Below are 20,876 nucleotides of genomic sequence, written 5' to 3'. Positions count from 1 at the left end.
GGGCGTCGAGCGCCGCCAGCCGCGGCGCGATCCAGCCCTCGAGCTCGCGCAGGACCCGGGCCGCCTCGCGCTCGGGGGCCCGGGCCGGCAGCACGACGACCAGCCCGCGGTCGGGCTCGATCCGGACGGATGCCCGGCGAGCCCGTCGCGAGCGGCGGACGGTGTGCGGCGGGAGCGGAGCCGCCGCCCCGGCCGCCTGGTCGCGCGCGCTCAGGCGGTGCCGCCGTCGCTCTTCGCCGCGCCGTCGCCCTTGGCCGCCGGCGCGTCGGGCGTCTGGTCGACGGCGTCCTTGAGCTTCGCGGCCCCGCCGACGATCTTGTCGTGGTGCTTGCCGCCGGTCTTCTGGTCGGCGAGCTTCGCGGCCTTGTCGATCGCGCTCTCGATCTTCTCCTCGTTCTTGCCGGCGAAGTCCTTCGCCTGGCCGACGAGCTTCTTGAAGTCCACCATCGGATGCTCCTGGTCTGGGGGCCTGGCGGCCGTGGGGAAGCCGCTGGCGCGGACCCTACCGGGCCGTGGCGCCGTCGCCCGTCGCTGCGAACGGCGTACGCTCCCAGGGGCGGTGCAGCCGCAGGGTCGACAGAATCGCGCGCGTCGAGGGGCTCCGGTTCATCGTGATGAAGTGGATGCCCGGCGCCCCGTTGGCCAGCAGCTCGGCGCACTGCAGGGTCGCGTAGCTGACGCCCAGGTCCTTGATCCCGTCGGGGTCGTCCTCGCGCAGGTCCAGCTCGCGCTCCAGGCCCTCCGGGATCCGGGCGCCGATCTTCTTGGCGAAGCCGCGGGCCTGGCCGATCGCCGTGATCGGCAGGATCCCCGGGATCACCGGGACGTCGACGCCCTCGGCCCGCAGCCGGTCGACGAACGCGAAGTAGTCGCGGTTGTCGAAGAAGATCTGGGTGATCAGGAAGCGGGCGCCGGCGGCGACCTTCGCCTTCGCCGTCTCGATGTCGTCGTCCTCGTGCCGCGCGTCGGGATGCGGCTCCGGGTAGGCGGCGCCGCCGACGGTGAAGTCGAACTCGTCGGCGATCAGCTTCGTCAGCTCGGGCGACGACGCGAAGCCGCCGGGCGTCGGCTCGAACCGGCCCTCGCCCCCGGGCGGGTCGCCGCGCAGCGCCAGGACGTTGTCGATCCCCGCCTCGCGCATCTGCTGGAGGACGTCGCGGATCTCGTCCTTCGTCCCGCCGACGCACGTGAAGTGCGCCATCGCCTCGAGCCCGTGCTGCTCGCGCAGGTTCTTGACGACGTTGATCGTCCGGTCGCGGCCGCTGCCGCCGGCGCCGTAGGTCACCGAGACGAACGACGGCCGCAGCTCGCGCAGCGTCTCGAGGGCCTCGTGCAGCCGCTCCTCGGCCTCGTCGGTCTTCGGCGGGAAGAACTCGAAGGAGAACGACGGCTCGTCCGCCGCGGCGATGATCTCGTCGATGCGCATCGACGAGAATGGTACGGCCCCGGCCGCGTCCGGCGACCGGGCTGACCGGCGGCGGCCCGCGGACGGGACCGCCGTCAGCCGGCGACCCGCCGGAACCGGTCCGGCGAGCGCTCGACCTTCTCGACCCGGCCGAGGGCGACCAGGTGGTCCAGCAGGCAGAGCATCTCGGTCAGCAGCCAGGTCCCGTTCTGGGGCGTGATCGCCTCGCCGAAGGCGTGGGGGGCGATCTCGAACGCCGTCTGCGGCTCGCCGTCGGCCAGCGCCTCCTCGGTCAGCCGCAGCCGCTCGGCGACCAGCTCGCGGTTGGCCCGGATGTGGCCCTCGACGTCGGTGAACGTGCGGCCGTGGCCGGACAGGACCAGCCGCGCGTCGAGCTGCTCGATCTTCTCCAGCGAGCCCAGGAAGTCGCCGATCGGGTCGGGCCGGTAGCCGTAGTCGAAGTAGAGCGAGATCCGCCCGAGCAGGTGGTCGCCCGAGATCAGCATCCGCCGCTCGGCGTTGAACAGGCAGACGTGCGACGGCGCGTGGCCGGGCGTCTCGATCGTCGTGAAGGCCCCGAGGTCGGTGGTCACGACGACCCCGTCGCGCAGCTCGTGGTCGACCTTGAGCGCTCCCGCGATCCCCAGGTCGTCGCTGCGGCGGGCGGCCGAGAGCGCGCGCACCGGCTCCTCCGGGACGCCCGACTGGAGCGCGACCTCGACCCGCCGCTCCCAGTAGGAGTCCGGGTCCGCGAGCCACTTCGTCAGATGGCCGTGGTCGGGGTGGCACCAGACGTCGGCGCCCGAGCGCAGCACGATCGGGGTCGTCTGCCCGCAGTGGTCGACGTGGGCGTGGGTGATCACGACCTGGCGGACCAGCTCCGGCCGCAGGTGGACCATGTCCATCGCCCGCTCGAGGTGCGCCATCGACCCCGGCTGGTGCATCCCGGTGTCGAACAGCACGACGCCGTCGCCGGCCGCGACCGCCCAGGCGTTGCAGTGCGGCACGCCGGGCCAGGGCAGCGGCAGCCGCAGCCGCCAGACCCCGGGGATGACGCGCTCGCCGCGACCCAGCTCCTTGGCTGCCCGTCCGCTGCTCATGGTCGGACGGGAGGGGTCGGGACGCGGTGCATGGCAGCGATGACGTTAGTCGACGGGACCGCGAACGACGGTGGCTGGGGACCGCAGGCCGGTCCGCGCGTAGACTCGACCGTGGCCGGGCGCGCTCCGCCGCGGCCGCCGAGCCATGGCCCGCAAGCGCAAGGACACCCCGCCGAAGCTGCCGACGGTGCAACAGCGCAGCGACGACGGCCGCCACGTGCTCGACCTGCGCTGCGCCATGACCGCCCGCACGCGGACGCTCTACGCCGAGACCTTCGGCGGCGCCACCGGCCAGGCCTCGAGCACCCGCGAGGACGCCTGGCACCGCGCGGTCGAGTTCCTCTTCGAGCGACTCGTCGTCGGCTGGACGATCGACGACGTCCCGACGACCGGGCAGAAGCAGCTGCTGCTGCGCTTCCGCGTCGCCTCGCCCGAGGAGCGCACGTGGATCCGCACCGCGCTGCGCGCCCATCTGGCCGACTGGTTCCCCGAGATGCAGGCTCCATGACCGACGACGCGTACGACTTCGTGGATCTCGACGACCCGGCCGACGAGCCGCCGCTCGCCGACGAGCCGGAGCCGGCTCCGGAGGACGAGGACGACGCCCCCTGGGACGAGCGGGCCGCCGACCAGGCCGAGGTCGCGGCCGAGCTCGACGCCGCGCGCTTCGCCGACCTGCTGGTCGGCTACTGCCTGGAGAGCGAGCCCGGCGATCAGGTCCTGATCCGCTCGACCGACCTCGCCGCGCCGCTGCTGATCGAGCTGCAGCGGGCGCTGCTCGAGCACGACGCCTGGCCGCTGCTGCGGGTCGAGCTGCCCGGCCAGGTCGCCGGGTTCTACCGGCATGCGCGGGACCGCCACCTGGACGAGATCTCGCCGCTGCAGCTCGAGGAGGCCCGCCAGGCCGACGCCTCGCTGTCGGTCCAGGCCCCCGAGGACACCCGCGCGCTGGCCGAGATCGATCCCGACCGCCTGGCCCGCGCCGCCCGCGGCCGCCACGAGGCCCGCGAGCTGACGCTGTCGCGCCGCTGGGCGACGACGCTCTGGCCGACGCGGGCGCTGGCCGACCAGGCCGGGATGTCGCTCGCCGAGCTGGCGGCGTTCGTCCGCCGCGCGACCTTCCTCGACCACGCCGATCCGATCCGCGCCTGGACCGGGCTGCGGCAGTTCCAGGCCCGCCTGGTCGAGCGGCTCGAGGACGTCGAGGAGCTGCGGATCGAGGCCCCGGGCACCGACCTGGTGCTGCACGTCGCCGGCCGCACCTGGGTCAACAGCGACGGTCGCCGCAACATGCCCTCGGGCGAGGTCTTCACCGGCCCCCACGAGGACAGCGCCAACGGCCGGATCCGCTACACCGTCCCCTCCTCCCCCGCCGGCGTCGACGTCTCGGGCGTCGAGCTGGTCTTCGAGGACGGCGAAGTCGTCGACTTCCGGGCCGAGCAGGGCGAGGACTACCTCGGCCGCGCGCTGCGCACCGACGACGGCGCCCGCCGCCTGGGCGAGGTCGGGATCGGGACCAACTTCGGCATCGACCGCGCGATCGGCGTGATCCTCTTCGACGAGAAGATCGGCGGCACCGTCCACACCGCGCTCGGCCGCTCCTACCCCGAGACCGGCGGGACCAACGGCTCGGCCCTCCACTGGGACCTGATCTGCGACCTGCGCCAGGGCGGCCGGCTGTGGGCCGACGGCGAGGTCCTGCAGGAGGACGGGCGGTTCGTCGGGTTGTAGGGCGGGCCCGGCGCGCCCCGGGGGGCGGCCGCTCGCCAGGCGCCCGTCGCCTACGCCCCCGCGCCCCCGGGCGACCGCCCGACGACGGCCGTCACCACCCGTACCGGCTGCGCACCGACGGCCCACAGCCGGTGCGGCTGGGCGGCGTCGAAGACGAGCGAGTCGCCGGGCGCCAGCTCGTGGACGTCGTCGCCGACGGCGATCGCCAGCCGGCCCTCGATCACGACCAGGTACTCGCGCCCGCGGTGGCGCATCAGCGTGTCCTCGCGGCAGGACGTGCCGCCGACGTCGTAGGTCATCTCGAGGAACTCGACCTCGGGGTCCTCGCCGGCGGTCAGGCGCTCCCACGAGACGCCGGTCGCCAGCGAGATCGCCGGCCGGTCGGCGGCCCGCAGGACCGGACCGGACGACCCGGGCCGCGCGCCGTCGCGGTCGGGGCGGTCGCGCTGCGCCCGGGGGACGCCGACCCGCGGCGCCGGCCTCGGGGCGGGCGGTGGCGCCAGCTCGCCGGCCAGCAGCCCGTCCAGCGAGACGCCGAGCGCCTGCGCGATCGCGTAGAGGCTGGCGACCGACGGGCTCGCCTTCTCGCGCTCGATCTGGGAGATCAGGCTCGGCGAGACCCCGGCCGCCTGGGCCAGCGCCCGGGCACTGAGGCCCGCCGCCTCGCGACGGGCGCGGAGCGACGCCCCGAGCCCGGGCGGGACCGACCCCGCCGCCGGTCGATCAGCCGACATCGCGCCGGCCGTCGATCATCGCGATTGAACGCACCTGCACAGCAACACTGAACCGCATCGAACGAGGGCGGCTCACAGCAGCCCGAGCTCGCCGAGCTTGAACACGGCCTCGACCCGGTTGCGGGCCCCGAGCTTGCGGAGCGCGCTCTGCAGGTACGACTTGACCGTCGTCGGCGCCAGGAAGACGACCTCGGCGATCTCGGCGTTGCTCTCGCCCTTGGCGACCCGGCGCAGGATCTCGTGCTCGCGGGGGGTCAGCGCCGGACCGCGCAGCTTCGAGGCCGCCAGCCGCAGCGACTCGTCGAGGCCCTGGCCGCTGACGACCTCGCCCGCGACGACCCGGGCCAGCACCTCCGAGAAGCGCTCGGCGCTGGCGTCCTTGCCGAGGCAGCCGTCGACGCCCAGCTGCCGCACCTCGTCGCGCAGCGTCGGCGTCACGTGCTCGGCGAAGAGCACGATCCGCGTCCCCGGCGCGACCGCCCGCAGCCGCCGGACCGCGTCCGACAGCAGCATGTCGGGCAGCCACGGGTCGAGCAGCACCAGATCCGGCCGCATCCGCCGGGCGCCGTCGATCCCGTCCTGTCCGCACTGCGCCGCGCCGGCGATCCGCAGCCGCTCGTCGGCGCCGACGAGCAGCCCCAGCCCCAGGTGGACGACCGGGTGCGCATCGATCACCAGCACCGTGATCGGACGCGCCCGCTGGTGCGTCCTGTGCGTCGACGATCGGACCGTCGCCGAGCTCGCGAGTTCCAACATCACTCCTCCTCCGTCCAAGTTCAGCGTGACTGTACATCTTTGGCAATGCGACAGCAATACTGTTGTCCAGACGTCCATCTGGGCGCAGCCGATCGGAGGTTGTGCGCCATCGCGCCGCCGACGAGAATCGCCGCAGTGCCCCCGTCCTCCCACCACCGCCCCCAAGGACCGCGACCGGCCCCTTCCGGCGCGTCTCGTAGGGTCCACGCCGATGGCTGAGCGGACCACGACCGCGCCGACGACCACGGCGGACGCCGGCCTGACCGAGCAGGTCGGGGCGCGGCTGCGCGCGCGGCGGGTGGCCAAGGGGCTCTCGGCGCGTCAGCTGGCCGAGGCGATCGGGGTCTCGCCGAGCATGGTCTCGATGATCGAGAACGGCCGCACCAACCCCTCGGTCGGCACCCTGCTGGCGATCGTCGGCGTGCTCGACACCTCGCTCGACGCGCTCTTCTCGCCGACGGCCGAGGAGACCGCGCTCGCCCCGCCGCGGACGACGTCCGGCGACGGGCCGGTGCTGCGGGCCGGCGACCGGCCGACGATCGAGCTGGCCAGCGGCGTCCACTGGGAGCGGCTGACGCCGACCGAGGAGGGCGGCGTCAGCTTCATGCACGTCCGCTACGACGTCGGCGGCGCGTCCTGCCCGCCGGACGCCCTCCTGCGCCACCCCGGCCGCGACTACGTCGTCCTGATCGAGGGCCGGCTCGGCGTCAAGGTCGGCTTCGAGGACTACGAGCTGCACCCCGGCGACTCGATCGTCTTCGACGCCACCACGCCGCACCGGCTGTGGACGATCGGGGATCAGCCCGCGATCGCCGTCGTCGTCGTGATCGGCCGCAGCGGCGAGCCGTCGCCGGCCTGATCCGCCGGTCCGCGAAAGTACCTCCGTTCGGAGGCTGACTCGGCGGTGCCCCAGCGGCGAGGCTGGCGGTCCGCCCCAACGGAGAGGAACCCATGTCCGCATCCCCGTCCGGCCGCTTCGCCGGAAAGGTCGTGATGATCGTCGGCGCCGCCCGCGGCGTCGGCCTGGCCACCGCGCAGGCCTTCGCGCGCGAGGGAGCCAGCCTGTCGCTCGCCGACATCGACCCCGCGGTCGAGCAGGTCGCCGGTCAGCTGGGCGACGTCGACGGCGAGCGGGTCGCTGCCCGCCGGGTCGACGTCACCGACGCCGCGCAGTGCCAGGCGCTGGCGGCCGCGACCGTCGAGCGGTTCGGCCGGATCGACGTGCTGGCCGTCGTCTCCGGCGTGCTCCAGAAGACCGCCCGGATCTCCGACCTGCCGATCGAGGAGTTCGACCGGGTGCTGGCGGTCAACACCAAGGGCCCGCTGCTGATGGCCCAGGCCGTGCTGCCGCAGATGCGCCAGCAGGGCGGCGGGCGGATCGTCAACGTCGCCTCGTGGTTCGCCTACAACGGCCACGCCTACTTCGGCGGCTACTGCGCGTCGAAGTTCGCCCTGCGCGCGATCACCCAGGCGATCGCCGAGGAGGAGGCCGAGAACGGCATCACCGCCAACTGCGTCTCGCCCGGGAACGTCGACACCGAGATGCACCGCCGCGCGCTGCGCGAGGAGGCCGAGAGCCGCGGCATCACCGCCGAGGAGATGAAGGAGATCGAGTGGGCGAAGATCCCGCTCGGCCACGCCTGCCCGCCCGAGGACATCGCCGACGCGATCGTCTTCCTCGGCTCCGACCAGTCCCGCTACATGACCGGCGCCTCGCTCGACGTCAACGGCGGGGTGCTGCTGCGCTGAGCGGCGGGGAGATGGGGCGTGGCGGGCGAGGTGGCGTCACCTTCCCCCGCCCGCCCCGAGCTGGCGTCATCTGACCGCGATATCCGCGGGGAGGTGACGCCACCTCCCCCAGGACCGCGGCGCCTGACGCCGCCCGCCTAGTGGAAGACCATCCCGCCGTCGACGTTGATCGACTGGCCGGTGAGGTAGTCCGAGTCGCTGGAGGCGAGGAACAGCGCCAGGCCGGTGATGTCGTCCGGCGTCGAGAGCCGCCCGAGGAGGATCCCGGCGCCGAAGCCCTCCAGCGCCTCGCCCTTGCGCTCCGTCTCGCCGATCGCGATGAACTCGTCGTCGAGCTGCTCCCACAGCTCGGTCGTGACGACGCCGGGGCAGAAGGCGTTGACGGTGATCCCGTCGGCGCCGAGCGCGTTGGCCGCGGCCTGGGTCAGGCCGACGACCGCGAACTTGCTGGCCGAGTAGGCGGCGAACAGCGGGAAGCCGCTCTTGCCGGCGATCGAGGCGGTGTTGACGATCTTGCCGCCGCCGCCCTGGCGCTTGAACTGCTCGGCGCCCTCCTGGGTCCCGATCAGCACGCCCTTGGCGTTGACGGCCATGATCCGGTCGAAGTCCTCCTCGCTGGTGTCGAGGAAGCGCACCGTCTTCGAGATCCCGGCGTTGTTGAAGAGCACGTCGAGCCGGCCGAAGCGCTCGACCGCCGCGGCGATCGCGGCGGCGAAGCTGGCCCGGTCGGTGACGTCGACCGCGACGCCGTGGGCGCTGCCGCCGCCGGCGACCAGCTCGTCGGCGGCGCGGGTGGCGCTGGCCTCGTCGATGTCGGCGATCACCAGGTTGGCGCCCTCGCCGGCCAGGCGGCCGGCGATCGCCCGGCCGATGCCGCGACCGGCGCCCGTGATCAGGACGGTCTTGCCGTCGAGCTTCGTCATCTGCTGCTCCTCGTACTCGTTCGTGGGGATGGCCCCGGGACGCGACGGCGGCCGCGTCCCGGCAGCCGGGTCAGCGCGGTGCGACCAGGATCTTGGTCTGGTCGCCCGCGGGGTCGGTCAGGACGTCGAAGCCGCCGCTGACGATCTGATCGAGGCCGATCCGGTCGCTCACGACCCGCTCGACCGGGAACCGGCCGCTGGCGATCTGGGCCATGATCCGCGGCCACTCGTGGACGTCGTAGGCCCAGACCCCGACGATCGAGATCTCGCGCTCGGCGAGCCGCATCGGGTCGATCGCCGCCGGCGCGACGTGGAGGCCGATCTGGGCGACCGTGCCGCGGGTCCGGACGGCGCCGATCGCGGTCTGCAGCCCGGCCTCGCTGCCGGAGCACTCCAGCGCGACGTCGACGCCGAGGCCGTCGGTGACCTCGGCCAGCCGCGCGACGACGTCCTCGCTCGAGGGGTCGTAGATCGCGGCCGCGCCGAGGTTCCCGGCGCGGGCGCGGCGGCGCGCGTTGGGCTCGGCCAGGTAGACCTCGCCGGCGCCCGCGGCGTAGGCGGCCAGCACCGTCAGGGCGCCGATCGGCCCGCCGCCGGTGACCAGCACGCGATCGCCCGGCGCCACGTTCCCGCGCGACACGCCGTAGGCGGCGACGGCCGCCGGCTCGATCAGCGCGCCCTGCTCGTAGGAGACGGCGTCGGGCAGGCGCCACGCCTGGTAGCGCTCGACCACGCCGCGGGTCGCGAACCCGCCCCAGGCGTCGCTGAGGCCGAAGCAGGCCATCCGCGTGCAGAGGTGGTTCATCCCGCGAACGCAGAACGCGCACGACCCGCAGTACGCCAGCGGCATCACCGAGATCCGGTCGCCGACCCGCAGGTCGCCGACCTCGCTGCCGACGGCCAGCACGTCGCCGGCCAGCTCGTGGCCCATGATCTGCGGCAGGACCGACCCGTTGAGCGGATGCGGCGTGGCGGGGGTGACGATCGGCCCGGCGATGTACTCGTGCAGGTCGGTGCCGCAGATGCCGCACCACTGCGGCTCGATCAGGACCTGCGTCGGGCCGAGCTCGCCGTCCGGCTCGGGGACGTCCTCGACCCGGATGTCGCGGACCCCGTGGAAACGCGCTGCGCGCATGCTGCTCCTCACCTCTCCGTCGCCGTCACCGGCGAACGCTCGTCGTGATCGAAGGATCGCCCAGGGCGACCCGCGGGTCGATGGGCACTGGACGTTCGTGCCCTCACCATGCCCGTCGCCGCCCGCGGCGCACCTGGGTGTAGAGGCCCGCGGCCAGCAGCGCCAGCAGGCCGACGGCCCAGTACTGCCAGGCCTGGGAGAGCCCCAGGAAGGTGGTCGCGTTGGTGATCTGCTGGATCAGGAACGCCCCGAGCAGCACGCCGATGAACGATCCGCGGCCGCCGAAGAGGCTGGCGCCGCCCAGCACCACCGCGGTGATGCAGCTGAGGGTGTACGAGGTGCCCTGGGACGCGTCGCCGATCCCCAGCTGCGCCATCAGCAGGACCGCCCCGGCGCAGGTCATCAGCGCCGCCCCGACGTAGGCCAGGATCACCGTCCGGCGGACCGGCACCCCGACCGCGTGGGCTGCCTCCTCGCGCGAGCCGGCCGCCCGCAGCCGCAGGCCCCAGCGACGGCGACGGAGCCCGTGCTCGAGGACGATCGCGACGGCGACCGCGACCAGGAACGCGACCGGGATCCCGCCGACGTCGGTCTGGATCGCGTCGGTCACGCCGCTGCTGATGTAGCCGCCCTGCTCGGGCCGCAGCAGCTGCGAGAGGCCCTGGAGGGCGATGTAGGTGGCCAGGGTCGCCGCGATCGGCGTGAAGCCGCCGAAGCGGATCAGGCTGCCGTTGACCAGGCCGACCAGCACCGCGATCACGATCATCAGGGCGAAGCCCGCGATCATCACGCCGGCCCCCTTGCCGTCGACGACGAAGAACGACGCGACGACCACCAGGAAGCCGGCCAACGGCCCGACCGACAGGTCGATCCCGCCGGTCATGATCACCAGCAGCTGGCCGAAGCTGATGAAGATCAGCACCGACAGCAGCGTCAGCATCGAGGTGACGTTGAACGACGACAGGACCCGCGAGTTGTCGTTGAAGGTGTAGGCCCCCAGCAGCAGGATCACCGCGACCAGGATCACCGCGGGCCCGTAGTCGCTGCTGGCGAAGCGCCGTACGGCGGCCAGCCGGCCCGGTCCGTCGTCGTGCTCGTCGTCGGCGCGCCGGATCGACGTCGCGGTCACGATCGCGCGCGCCATCGCCTCCTCGGTGACGTCGTCTCCCGACAGCTCGCGGACGACCTGCCCGCGCGAGAAGACCACGATCCGGTCGCAGAGGCCCTCGAGCTCGATGCTGTCGGACGAGACGACCAGGACCGGGATCCCGCTCGCGGCGGCCTCGCGGAGGATCCGGTAGATCTCCATCCGCGCGCCGGCGTCGACGCCCTGGGTCGGCTCGTCGGCCAGGATCAGGGTCGGCTGCGACAGCATCGCGCGAGCGAGGACGACCTTCTGCTGGTTGCCGCCGGAGAGCGCCGAGACCGGGGTCTCCAGCGACCCGGTCCGGATCCGCAGCGCGTCGCGCTGCTCGGTCACGGCCCGGCGCTCGGCCGCCGGCCGCATGACGCCGCCGCGCGCGAACCGCGACAGCGACGAGACGCTGGCGTTCTCGCGCACGGAGAGGCTCATCATCAGCCCCTCCTCGTGGCGGTCGGAGGGCAGGTACGCGATCCCGGCGGCGCGCGCCCGGCGCTCGTGGCCGAGCTTGATCTCGCGGCCGTTGAGGCGGACGACGCCGGCGCTCCGCTCGAGCCCGGCGAGCGCGCGCAGCAGCTCCGCCTGGCCGTTGCCGGCGATCCCGGCCAGGCCGACGATCTCGCCGGGGGCGATCCGCAGGTCGACGTCGGCGAAGCCCGGGCCGCTGAAGCCGGCCAGGCTGAGGACGGGCTCCTCGTCGCCGCCGGGCGGCCGCTTGTCGGGGAAGGTCGCCTCGATGCTGCGGCCGACGATCAGCTCCAGGATCTGGTCGTCGGTCAGCTCGTCCATCCCGGCCGTCGCGCGCACCGTGCCGTCGCGCATCACGGTCGCGCGGTCGGCGATCTCGCGGACCTCGGGCAGGCGGTGGGAGATGTAGACGATCGCCGTGCCCTGGGCGGCGAGCTCGCGGACCAGCTCCAGCAGCTCGGCGGCGGCATCGCGCCCGAGCGGCGCGGTCGGCTCGTCGAGGACCAGCACGGTCGGATCCTGGGCGAGCGCCTTGGCCAGCTCGAGCAGCTGGCGCTGCGCCACGGTCAGGTCCTCGACCCGGTCGCCCAGGTCGGCCTGGCAGCGGGCGCGGGCCAGGTGGCGGCGCATCTCGTCCTGGGCCGTGCGAGCGCCCGTCCCGAGCCGGCCGGGCAGCGCGACGGCCATGTTCTCGGCGACGGTCAGGTCCGGCATCAGCGCCGGGTGCTGGCGGACGATCGCCAGCCCGCGCTCCTGGGCCGCGATCGGCGACCCGGCGGTCAGGGCGACGCCGCCGATCTCGACCGTTCCCTCGTCGGGGACGATCGATCCGGAGGCGACGTTCATCAGCGTCGACTTGCCGGCGCCGTTCTCGCCGAGCAGCGCGTGGACCTCGCCCGGACGGACCTCGAGCGAGACGTCGGCGATCGCCTGAACGGCGCCGAAGCGCTTGCTGACGGACGTGATCCGCAGCGACGGCGCGGCCGCCGGGGCGTCCTCGACGCCCGGGCTCGCGACCGTGCCGACCGGTGTGATTCGGTTGCTCACTGGCTCTCCTCGGCGCGGAGGGGCGACCGCGGCCGCCCCTCCGCTCGACGACGTGCGGCTACTTGAAGACCGCGGTCAGGTTGGCCTTGTCCAGGCCGGACGACAGGATCGCGTCGCCCGGCAGCGACGGATCGCACTGCGGGGGCTTCGGCTTGCCGGAGACCGAGTCCTCGGCGGTCGCGTTCTTGACGTTCAGGGACGCGGGCGGGGTGCCGCCGGCGGCCTTGGCGATCGCGGCCTGGATCGCCGTCCGGACCATCCAGTTCTGCGACGAGTTGGTGTAGAGCGCGAAGTCCGGGTTGGTCTTCGAGAGCTTCTTCCAATCGCAGGCGAGCTGGTTGGAGTCCTCGGTCGCGATCGGCGGGATCTTGCGCCCGGCCTGCTTGAAGACCGGCAGCGCGCTGTCCATCGCGGCCCCGTAGTCGGCGGCGATCGCGTCGATCTTCGGGAACTTGGCGAGCGCCGCGGTCACCACCTGCTGGGTCTTGGCCGGATCCCAGTTGGTGACGTTGAACGGCTGCTGGCCGATCAGCTTGATGCCCGGGTGCTTGTCGAGCACGCTCTTCAGGCCGCCGAGCCGGTCGAGGCTCTGCTGGACGCCGGCCGGGCCGCCCAGGTACAGGACGTTGCCGCCCTTCGGCAGCAGCTTGACCAGCCACTCGCCCCAGAGGATCCCGTACTGGTCGGAGTCGGTGCCGACGTAGTCCGTGTAGTCGACGCCGGCCTTGCCGCCCGGGGGCGAGCGGTACGGGACGACGGTCGCGCCGGCCTTGACCGCGCTGCGCATCGCCGGCAGGAGGGCCTTGCCCGCGTCGGGGAACACGACCATCGCGTTGACGCCCTGGGCGACGAGGCCCTGGATGTCGGAGATCGCCTTCTGCGTGTTGCCCTGGCCGTCGGTGTAGACGAACCCGGTCACGTTCGGGCACTTGTCGGCTTCGAGCTCGGCGATCTTGCGCGTGATCCGGCGCCAGGTGTCGGCGCCGTTGCCGTCCGAGAGCGAGACCTTGACGTCCTTGGTCCCGCACCACGCGGGCGCGCTGCCCTTCGTGGCGGACGTCGCGCCGCTGGCGCCGGTGTCCGACCCGCCGTCCCCGCCGCACGCGCTGATCGCGGTCATCGCCAGGATCGCGGCGGCGCCTGAAGCGACGCGCCTCCAATGACGAAACGGTGTCTCCATCGTGGTTCTCTCTCCCTTGTGGTCGTTCGGATGCAACGCGGGCAGCGGCCCTCGCGCCCGACGGGCGGAGGCGCTGCTCGTGGGGGTTGGTGTGTGGGCGCCGGCGGCGCCGCGACGGGTGGCGGTCGGCGATCGACCGCGGCCCGCCGATCGGTCAGCCGGAGCCGGCCGCCGTCGCTCCCCGGCCGCGATCGCCGAGGGCGCCGAGGCGCGCCGCGACCGCCGGCCAATTCACGCTGTAGACGCCGATCCCGACCGCCAGCGCGACGGCCTGGACGAGGTTCTGGACCGCGCTGCTGGCCCCGGTCGCGAGCACGAACTGGTCGAGCTGGGTGAGGAACAGCGCGGCGACCGCGGTCGCCGCGACGCTGCCCACGCCGCCCAGCAGCGAGGTCCCGCCGAGCACCACCGCCGCCACCGTCGGCAGCAGGTAGGTGTCGCCGGAGGTGATGCTCGGCGTCGTGACCACCCCGGCCAGCAGGATCGCCGCGCAGCAGTAGAGGACGCTCGCCCCGACGTAGGCGGCCAGCTGGTACCGGAGCGGGTCGATCCCCGCGGCCCGTGCCGCCGCCGCGCTCGCGCCGACCGCCTCGTAGCGGCGGCCGACGGTCGTCCGCTTGATCACGAACGAGACGCCGAGCATCACCAGGGCGGCGATCACGATCGTGGTCGGGATCCCGAGCACGTGGCCGTTGGCGAACCCGTGCAGCGCCTCGGTGGTGGTCGTCGGCGAGCCCTTCGAGATCTGGACGATCGCCCCCAGCAGCAGGGCGTTGACCCCGAGCGTGGTCACGATCGGCGTGATCCCCAGCCGCGTGATCAGGAGCCCCGACAGGAGCCCGGTCGCGGCCGCGACGGCGAACGCCAGCAGGATCGCGGTGAAGAGCTTGCCGCCGTCGCCGTTGGGGCCGTGCGTGACGAGCACCACGACCAGCGACATGATCCCCGGGACCGAGAGGTCGATCCCGCGCTGCTGGATCACCAGCGTCTGGCCCATCGCCGCGATCGCCAGCACCGCCGCGAACGGCAGCATCCCCTGCAGCACGCTGCTGCGGACGCTGTCGGGCTGGAAGGCGACGCTGATCGCGAACAGCGCGACGGTCGCCAGCGCGATCACGACCCACGCCGGCCGGCCTCCGGCCCACGGCCGCCGCGGGCGCGACGACGGGGCCGGGCTCTCGGGCGGCGTGGCGGTGGTGGTGGCGTGCTCGTTCATGGCGTGGTGACGACGGTTCGGGGCTGGCGTCCGGCGGTTCGCTCCACCGCACCCAACCTGATGTCGTGCGTCAGGCTAGATCGCGCCGTCGGGGCCGGGCACCCTCCGAACGGAGGTTGTCTTGCGACCCGGCCGAGCCGGCGATCCGGCCCGCCGACGCCGCTCCCGGCCCGGGTCTAGGAGAGCGTCCACCCGCCGTCGACGAGGACCGGGGTGCCGTGGATGAACGACGCCTCGTCGCTGGCCAGGAAGAGCGCCAGCGCGGCGACCTCCTCGGGCTCGCCCCAGCGGCCGGCGGGGGTCGCCGCGATCGCCGCGTCGACGTGCTCGTTGGCCTGCTCGGGCGTCCGCAGCTCGGTCGTCATGCCGGTGGCGACCGCCCCCGGGCAGATCGCGTTGACGCGGATCCCGTGGCGGCCGTAGTCGAACGCCAGCTGGCGGGTCAGGCCCAGCAGCCCGTGCTTGGAGGTCGTGTAGGCCGCCCCGCCCCCGCCGCCGACGAAGGCCGCGATCGAGCAGGTGTTGACGATCGCCCCGGCGCCCTGCGCCAGCATCGTCGGCACGACCGCGCGGGCCAGCAGGAACGGGCCGCTCAGGTTGACCGCGAGGATCCGGCTCCACAGCTCCCAGGACGCCTCGTGCGCCGGCACGTAGTCGTCGAGGATCCCGGCGTTGTTGCAGAGGACGTCGATCCGCCCGCGACCGGCGACCTCGGCCACGGTCGCGGCGACCGCATCGGCGTCGGTCACGTCGAGCGCCACCGGCGTGATCCGGTCGCCGCCGCCGTCGACCTCGGCGGCCGTCGCCTCGACGCCCTCGCGGTCGATGTCGACGGCGACGACCGTCGCGCCCTCCGCGTGGAAGCCGCGGACCATCGCCGCCCCCATCCCCGAGGCCGCGCCGGTCACGATCGCGACCCGCCCCTCGAACCGCGGGGGCCTGCTCTTCGTCTGGCTCATGCGGCCACGCTAGGCGCGGCCGGCGGGGGCCGGGCACCTCCGATCGGAGGTCGCGCCGCGGCGCTCCGCCGCGGCGGCGTCAGTCCTCCAGCAGGCCCCGCACCGCCGCCGCGATCGCTTCCGGCCCGGGCAGCGCCAGCGCCTCCAGCGGCGGGCTGTACGGGGTCGGGGCGGCGACGGCGCCGAGGCGTCGGATCGGGCCCTCGATCTCGTAGAGCAGCCGCTCGCTCAGGCGGGTGGCGATCTCGGCGCCGGGGCCGAAGTCGGCGGTCGCCTCGTGGACGACGAGCGCGCGACCGGTCCGGCGGACGCTGCGCTCGAGCGTCTCGAGGTCGAGCGGCACCAGCGTCCGCAGGTCGATCAGCTCGACGCCGACGTCGGTCAGCTGCTCGTCGCAGGCGCGCGCGACCTCCTCGACCATCCGGCCCCAGGCGATCACCGTCACGTCGTCGCCGGGCCGCACGACCCGGGCGCGGCCGGGCGGCAGCGGCTCCCACGGGCCGTCGGCCGGCCGGCGGTTGTACAGCCGCCGGTTCTCGACGAAGACCACCGGCCCGTCGTCGCGGATCGCGGCCCGCAGCAGGTCGTGGACGTCGCGCGGGTCCGACGGCAGGAAGACCTTCAGCCCCGGCACGTGGGCCAGCATCCCCTCGAGGCTCTGCGAGTGCTGGGCGCCGCTGCTGCGCCCGCCGCCGGTCTGGGTCCGGAAGACGAGCGGGATCCGGGCGCCGCCGCCGGTCATGTAGCGGAGCTTCGCCGCCTGGTTGACGATCGGGTCCAGGCAGACGCTGACGAAGTCCATGTACATGATCTCGGCGACCGGCCGCAGGCCCGCCATCGCCGCCCCGACCGCGGCGCCGAGCACGCCCGCCTCGGCGATCGGGGTGTCGATCACCCGCTCGGCCCCGAACCGCTCGTGGAGGCCGCGGGTCGCGCCGAAGACGCCCCCGCCCTCGCCGACGTCGACGCCGATCAGCACGACGTCGGGGTCGGCCTCCATCTCGGCGGCGATCGCGCTGCGGACCCCGTCGATGTAGCGCGGCGGTCGCTCGTCAGGCATGGACGTCCTCCAGCAGGGTCTCGGCGGTCGGGTACGGGGCGGCGAGGCCGCGCTCGACGGCGGCGTCGATCTCGGCGTCGGCGTCGGCCTGGATCGCCGCGACCGCGTCGCCGTGGCCGGCCGCCTCGAGCGCGGCGGTCGCCCGCGCGATCGGGTCGCGCTCGCGCCAGCGCTCGAACTCGGCCTCGTCGCGGTAGGGCACGGCATCGCCCTCGTAGTGGCCGTGGACGCGGTAGGTCATCGCCTCGACCAGCGCCGGACCGGCGCCCGCGCGAGCGGCGGCGACCAGCGGCTCGATCGTCGCGCGGACGACCTCGACGTCGTTGCCGTCGATCCGCTCGCTGTGGTGCAGCCCGTAGCCGCGGGCACGGTCGACGAGCGGATCGCCGCGCCACATCGCCTCGCTGTCGGTGAACTCGGCGAAGCGGTTGTTCTCGATCACGAAGATCACCGGCGCCTCCCACAGCACCGCCAGGGTCAGCGCCTCGTGGAAGGGGCCGGAGTGGACCGTGCCCTCGCCGGCGAAGGCGACCGCGACCGCGTCGGTGCCCCGGCGCCTGGCCGCGAGCGCCGCCCCGACCGCGATCGGCAGGCCGGCGGCGACGATCCCGTTGGCGCCGAGGATCCCGATCGACGGGTCGGCGATGTGCATCGACCCGCCCTTGCCGCCGCAGGTGCCGGTGGCGCGGCCGAACAGCTCGGCCATCATCCCGTCCGCGTCGAGGCCCTTGGCCAGGCAGTGGCCGTGGCCGCGGTGGGTGGTGGTGATGTAGTCGTCGTCGCGAAGCGCGCCGCAGACGCCGGCGGCGATCGCCTCCTGACCGATCGAGACGTGGACGAAGCCAGGGATCAGGCCCTCGCGGAAGTGGCGCGAGACCCGCTCCTCGAAGGCCCTGATCCGGACCATCGTCCGCAGGTCGCCGAGCAGCCGCTCGTGGTCGTCGGTGCTCATCGCTGGGTCGGCTCCTCGCCGTCGGCGGCGCGCAGGCGGCTGCGCAGCCGGTGCTTCTGGACCTTGCCGCTGGCCGTCTTCGGCAGCGCGTCGACCAGCTCCAGCCGCTCGGGCAGCTTCTGGTTGGCGACCCGCCGCCGGCGCAGGAACGCCACCAGGTCCTCCAGCCGCAGCGGCGCGGCGCTGACGACGAACGCGCAGGCGCGCTCGCCCAGCACCGGGTCGGGCGCGCCGACGACCGCGACCTCGTCGACGTCGGGGTGCTCGACCAGCAGGTCCTCGATCTCCTTGGCGCTGAGGTTCTCGCCCCCGCGCACGATGATGTCCTTGACGCGGCCGGCGATCCGCATCAGCCCGCCGGCGTCGACCTCGGCCAGGTCGCCGGTCCGGAACCAGCCGTCGGCGGTGAACGCCTTCTCGTTCAGCGCCGGGTCCAGGTAGCCGAGGCACAGCTCGGGTCCGCGGACCTGCAGCTCGCCGCGGGCGCCGGCCGGCAGCGGCTTCCCGTCCTCGTCGACGACCCGCAGCTCGGTCGGCGCGATCGCCGTGCCGTCGCTCTCGGCGTGCTGCGCCAGCGGGGCTCCCGGCGCGCTGCCGGTCACGGTCGGGCACTCGGTCGATCCGTAGACCCGGGTGGCGACCATCGCGGTCCGCTCGCCGGCGGCGCGGATCAGCGCCGGCGGCACGTCGGCGCCGCCGCAGACGAAGACCTCCATCGACGAGACGTCGTGGTCGTCGAGGCTCGGCGCGTGGACGATCCCGTGCAGGAACGGCGTCGCGCCGACGGTGAAGCTGCAACGCTCGCGCTCGATCAGGTCGAGCGCCCGGTCGACGTCCCAGGTGTCCTGCAGGACGACCGGCGCCCCGACCAGGAACGGCAGCTGCATCCCGTAGAGCAGCCCCGTGATGTGCGTCACCGGCGAGGCCATCAGGACCACGTCGTGCCGGTCGACCCGGTAGAGGCCGATCATGCTGCGGCACTCGTGCAGCAGCGTGTCGTGGCTGTGCAGGACGCCCTTCGGGTCGGCCTCGGTGCCGGACGTGTAGAGCAGCAGTGCCGGGTCGCGCGACGAGCGCTCGACGTCCGGCGGCGGGCCGTCGGCCGCGAAGGCGTCGTCGAGCGAGCGGCTGGCCGGCCCCGGCTCGCCGACGACCAGCACGTGCTCGAGGTCGGGCAGCGCCGGCAGCAGCGCCTCGGCCATCGCGCGGTGGTCGAAGCGCCGGAAGACGTCGGGCACGACGAGCACCCGCGAGCGCGCCTGGCGGAGGATGAAGCCGACCTCGCGCTCGCGGTAGATCGGCACGATCGGGTTGCTGACGGCGCCGATCCGCAGCGTCGCGTGGTGGACGACGACCGCCTCCAGCCAGTTGGGCAGCTGGAACGAGACGGCCTCGCCCGGGCCGACGCCGAGCCGGTGGAGGCCGGCGGCGGCGCGATCGACGGCGCGGTCGAGGGTCGCGTAGTCCCAGCGGCGATCGCGGTCGACGACCGCCAGCCGGTCGGGATGGCGGCGGGCCCCGTCGCGCAGCGCCCGGTCGACCAGCTCGCCGCTCCAGGAGCCGTCGGCGACGTAGCGCCGCGCCTCGGGCGAGGGCCGGAGGGTGATCCGGGCGCCCCCGCCCGCCGATCGCACGGACACCGCCAGCGGTCCGATCAGGCGACCGCGGCCGGAACCGGGTCCATCAGGTGCTCGAGGAACCAGTCGGTGGCCGCCTGGGCCGCCTGCGACAGCAGTGAGCGGTCGCTGTAGAGCGTCATGTGGGTCGAGTCGCCGACGACCACCAGCTTCTTGCGCGGGGTCGGGATCCGGTTGTACGCCTCGATCTCCAGGTCCCAGAGGGTCAGGTCGTCGCGCTCGGCGACCACCACCAGCGTCGGCGTGTTCAGCAGCCGCGGCAGGAACGGGTCGATGCTGTAGCTCATCAGCAGCTCGGCCGACTCGATCGTCGAGCGGTTCTCGTAGGCCGGGGCCTCGCGGACCTTCAGCTCCTTGAACGTCTCGTAGGTCTCGGGGAACGGCCAGGCCGAGACCTCGGTGGTCGGGTCCGGCGCGGCGTGCGGCATGAAGCCGTCCTCGCCGGTCGCGAAGCGGCGGCGGCGGTCGTCGATGATCGCCTGCTCGAAGGTCCGGAAGCCGATCGTGCCGTGGACGCGGCGCATGTTGCGGTAGCCGTCGACGACCGGGATCTGCGACGCGATGCACTTCACCCGCGGGTCGGTCGCCCCGACGATCAGCACGTGGCCGCCGCTGTAGGAGAGGCCCCAGGCGCCGATCCGGTCGCTGTCGACCTCGTCCAGCGTCTCGGCGAACGAGATCGCGTTCTTGTAGTCCTCGACCTGCCAGACCGGGTCGATGTGCTGGCGGCGGGCGCCGTCGCTGGCGCCGAAGTTGCGGTAGTCGAAGAGCAGCGCGGCGAACCCGGCGGCCGCGAACATCTCGGCGTAGTGCGGCTGGACGAGCTCCTTCACGTAGCACCAGCCGCCGGCCATCACGATGGTCGGGTACGGCCCGTCGCCCTCGTCGGGCGTGTAGAGCCATCCACGGATGGTGTCCTCGCCGCTGGTGAACTCCACGTCACGTCGCACGTCGCTCTGCTCCTCGCTGCCGGTGCCCCGCGGGTCGTCCGCGAGCGCCTGGTTGGGTCGTCGGCGGGTGGGTCGCCCACCGGCCGGCGCCGACGCTAGCCGCCGCCGGGTGGCCTCCGGACCGTCCGATCGGAGGTTGTTCGCCGGACGCCGCAGAAGCGTCCGATCGGAGGTGCTCGGCCGTCCGATCGGAGGTAGCCGCGGGCCGCGGGGCCGACCAGACTCGCCGCCGTCCCCCCGCCGTCCGACCCCGGAGCGCCGATGCCCGTCCTTGCCATGCCCCGCCTCTCGGACACGATGGAGGAGGGCACGATCGTCGCCTGGCTGAAGGAGCCCGGCGAGGCGGTCGCGGTCGGCGAGGACGTCGTCGAGATCGAGACCGACAAGGCGACGATGACCTGCCAGGCCGAGCTGGCCGGACCGCTGACGATCCTGGCCGAGGCCGGCGAGACGCACCCGGTCGGCCACCCGATCGCGCGGATCGGCGAGGACGGCGAGGCTGCCGCCGACGCGGCGCCCGCCGACCAGGCCGGGGCCGCGTCGCCAGGCGCCGGCTCCTCGACGGCGCCCACCGAAGATCGACCCGACGACGTCCGCGCCTCGCCGGTCGCGCGCCGGATGGCGCGGCAGATCGGGATCGACCTGGCCGCGGTCGCCGGCAGCGGCCCGCGTGGGCGGGTGCTGAAGGCCGACGTCGAGGCCCACGCCGCCGCCGCGGCCGGCTCCCCGGCCG

The 20,876-nt window shown here is 73.9% G+C and carries 20 protein-coding genes; 5 read left to right on the top strand and 15 right to left on the bottom strand.

Translation table 11 applies throughout. The features are described from left to right. Positions 1 to 210 precede the first annotated feature (210 nt). From PAI11_RS12980 to PAI11_RS12970, 3 genes are all read right to left on the bottom strand, one after another. Positions 211 to 447: an antitoxin gene (locus PAI11_RS12980; RefSeq protein ID WP_040600165.1), complete on the bottom strand. Its 237-nt coding sequence runs from the start codon at positions 445 to 447 to the stop codon at positions 211 to 213. 55 nt (positions 448 to 502) lie between these two features. Continuing rightward, positions 503 to 1,426 carry a methylenetetrahydrofolate reductase [NAD(P)H] gene (gene metF, locus PAI11_RS12975; RefSeq protein WP_007575387.1) on the bottom strand — a complete coding sequence of 308 codons (924 nt, stop codon included), beginning with the start codon at positions 1,424 to 1,426 and terminating at the stop codon, positions 503 to 505. Between the two features lie 74 nt (positions 1,427 to 1,500). After that, positions 1,501 to 2,505, bottom strand: a complete 1,005-nt coding sequence (locus PAI11_RS12970) for an MBL fold metallo-hydrolase (RefSeq protein WP_007575385.1) — start codon at positions 2,503 to 2,505, stop codon at positions 1,501 to 1,503. 145 nt (positions 2,506 to 2,650) lie between these two features. Here PAI11_RS12970 and PAI11_RS12965 point away from each other — a divergent pair, with 145 nt between their 5' ends. After that, the gene (locus PAI11_RS12965; RefSeq protein ID WP_007575383.1) at positions 2,651 to 3,013 is read left to right on the top strand and encodes a hypothetical protein; all 363 of its coding nucleotides are present in this window, start codon (positions 2,651 to 2,653) and stop codon (positions 3,011 to 3,013) included. Next, positions 3,010 to 4,236: an aminopeptidase gene (locus tag PAI11_RS12960; RefSeq protein WP_007575381.1), complete on the top strand. Its 1,227-nt coding sequence runs from the start codon at positions 3,010 to 3,012 to the stop codon at positions 4,234 to 4,236. Before PAI11_RS12965 ends, PAI11_RS12960 begins: the two co-directional genes overlap by 4 nt. 50 nt (positions 4,237 to 4,286) lie before the next feature. Here PAI11_RS12960 and PAI11_RS12955 read toward each other — a convergent pair whose 3' ends face one another. After that, complete coding sequence (locus PAI11_RS12955; protein ID WP_007575379.1) at positions 4,287 to 4,970, bottom strand: helix-turn-helix domain-containing protein; 684 nt, start codon at positions 4,968 to 4,970, stop codon at positions 4,287 to 4,289. Positions 4,971 to 5,042: 72 nt separating this feature from the next. After that, complete coding sequence (locus tag PAI11_RS12950; protein WP_007575375.1) at positions 5,043 to 5,645, bottom strand: LuxR C-terminal-related transcriptional regulator; 603 nt, start codon at positions 5,643 to 5,645, stop codon at positions 5,043 to 5,045. Positions 5,646 to 5,937: 292 nt separating this feature from the next. On the opposite strand from PAI11_RS12950, the gene PAI11_RS12945 reads away from it, so the two are divergent. After that, positions 5,938 to 6,585, top strand: a complete 648-nt coding sequence (locus PAI11_RS12945) for a helix-turn-helix domain-containing protein (RefSeq protein WP_007575374.1) — start codon at positions 5,938 to 5,940, stop codon at positions 6,583 to 6,585. Positions 6,586 to 6,677: 92 nt separating this feature from the next. After that, on the top strand, positions 6,678 to 7,475 hold the full coding sequence (locus PAI11_RS12940) for an SDR family NAD(P)-dependent oxidoreductase (protein ID WP_007575372.1): 798 nt from the start codon (positions 6,678 to 6,680) through the stop codon (positions 7,473 to 7,475). A 137-nt stretch (positions 7,476 to 7,612) separates the two neighbouring features. On the opposite strand, the gene PAI11_RS12935 is transcribed toward PAI11_RS12940, so the two are convergent. The 10 genes from PAI11_RS12935 to PAI11_RS12890 all read right to left on the bottom strand — a co-directional run bounded on the left by PAI11_RS12935 (position 7,613) and on the right by PAI11_RS12890 (position 20,143). After that, the gene (locus tag PAI11_RS12935; RefSeq protein WP_007575370.1) at positions 7,613 to 8,398 is read right to left on the bottom strand and encodes a glucose 1-dehydrogenase; all 786 of its coding nucleotides are present in this window, start codon (positions 8,396 to 8,398) and stop codon (positions 7,613 to 7,615) included. A 70-nt stretch (positions 8,399 to 8,468) separates the two neighbouring features. Beyond that, positions 8,469 to 9,533 carry a 2,3-butanediol dehydrogenase gene (locus tag PAI11_RS12930; protein WP_007575368.1) on the bottom strand — a complete coding sequence of 355 codons (1,065 nt, stop codon included), beginning with the start codon at positions 9,531 to 9,533 and terminating at the stop codon, positions 8,469 to 8,471. A gap of 103 nt (positions 9,534 to 9,636) precedes the next feature. Next, positions 9,637 to 12,189, bottom strand: a complete 2,553-nt coding sequence (locus PAI11_RS12925) for an ATP-binding cassette domain-containing protein (RefSeq protein WP_007575365.1) — start codon at positions 12,187 to 12,189, stop codon at positions 9,637 to 9,639. 58 nt (positions 12,190 to 12,247) lie between these two features. Then, the gene (locus tag PAI11_RS12920; RefSeq protein WP_007575364.1) at positions 12,248 to 13,309 is read right to left on the bottom strand and encodes a substrate-binding domain-containing protein; all 1,062 of its coding nucleotides are present in this window, start codon (positions 13,307 to 13,309) and stop codon (positions 12,248 to 12,250) included. 214 nt (positions 13,310 to 13,523) lie between these two features. Further along, on the bottom strand, positions 13,524 to 14,585 hold the full coding sequence (locus PAI11_RS12915) for an ABC transporter permease (RefSeq protein ID WP_007575362.1): 1,062 nt from the start codon (positions 14,583 to 14,585) through the stop codon (positions 13,524 to 13,526). Between the two features lie 176 nt (positions 14,586 to 14,761). Next, entirely contained in the window at positions 14,762 to 15,544 is a 783-nt protein-coding gene (locus tag PAI11_RS12910; protein WP_007575360.1) for an SDR family NAD(P)-dependent oxidoreductase, read from the bottom strand. 79 nt (positions 15,545 to 15,623) lie between these two features. Continuing rightward, on the bottom strand, positions 15,624 to 16,604 hold the full coding sequence (locus PAI11_RS12905) for an alpha-ketoacid dehydrogenase subunit beta (protein ID WP_007575358.1): 981 nt from the start codon (positions 16,602 to 16,604) through the stop codon (positions 15,624 to 15,626). After that, complete coding sequence (locus PAI11_RS12900; RefSeq protein WP_007575356.1) at positions 16,597 to 17,556, bottom strand: thiamine pyrophosphate-dependent dehydrogenase E1 component subunit alpha; 960 nt, start codon at positions 17,554 to 17,556, stop codon at positions 16,597 to 16,599. Before PAI11_RS12900 ends, PAI11_RS12905 begins: the two co-directional genes overlap by 8 nt. Next, positions 17,553 to 19,196, bottom strand: coding sequence for an AMP-binding protein (locus tag PAI11_RS12895; protein WP_244406542.1), 1,644 nt, complete (start codon positions 19,194 to 19,196; stop codon positions 17,553 to 17,555). Before PAI11_RS12895 ends, PAI11_RS12900 begins: the two co-directional genes overlap by 4 nt. Positions 19,197 to 19,210: 14 nt before the next feature. Continuing rightward, the gene (locus tag PAI11_RS12890; RefSeq protein ID WP_040600164.1) at positions 19,211 to 20,143 is read right to left on the bottom strand and encodes an alpha/beta hydrolase; all 933 of its coding nucleotides are present in this window, start codon (positions 20,141 to 20,143) and stop codon (positions 19,211 to 19,213) included. A gap of 276 nt (positions 20,144 to 20,419) precedes the next feature. On the opposite strand from PAI11_RS12890, the gene PAI11_RS12885 reads away from it, so the two are divergent. After that, on the top strand, positions 20,420 to 20,876 hold a 457-nt coding region (locus tag PAI11_RS12885), incomplete at its 3' end, for an E3 binding domain-containing protein (RefSeq protein WP_170320726.1).

It is taken from the genome of Patulibacter medicamentivorans (assembly GCF_000240225.1).
GTDB lineage: Bacteria > Actinomycetota > Thermoleophilia > Solirubrobacterales > Solirubrobacteraceae > Patulibacter > Patulibacter medicamentivorans.
This window is presented reverse-complemented; position numbering and strand designations above follow the sequence as displayed.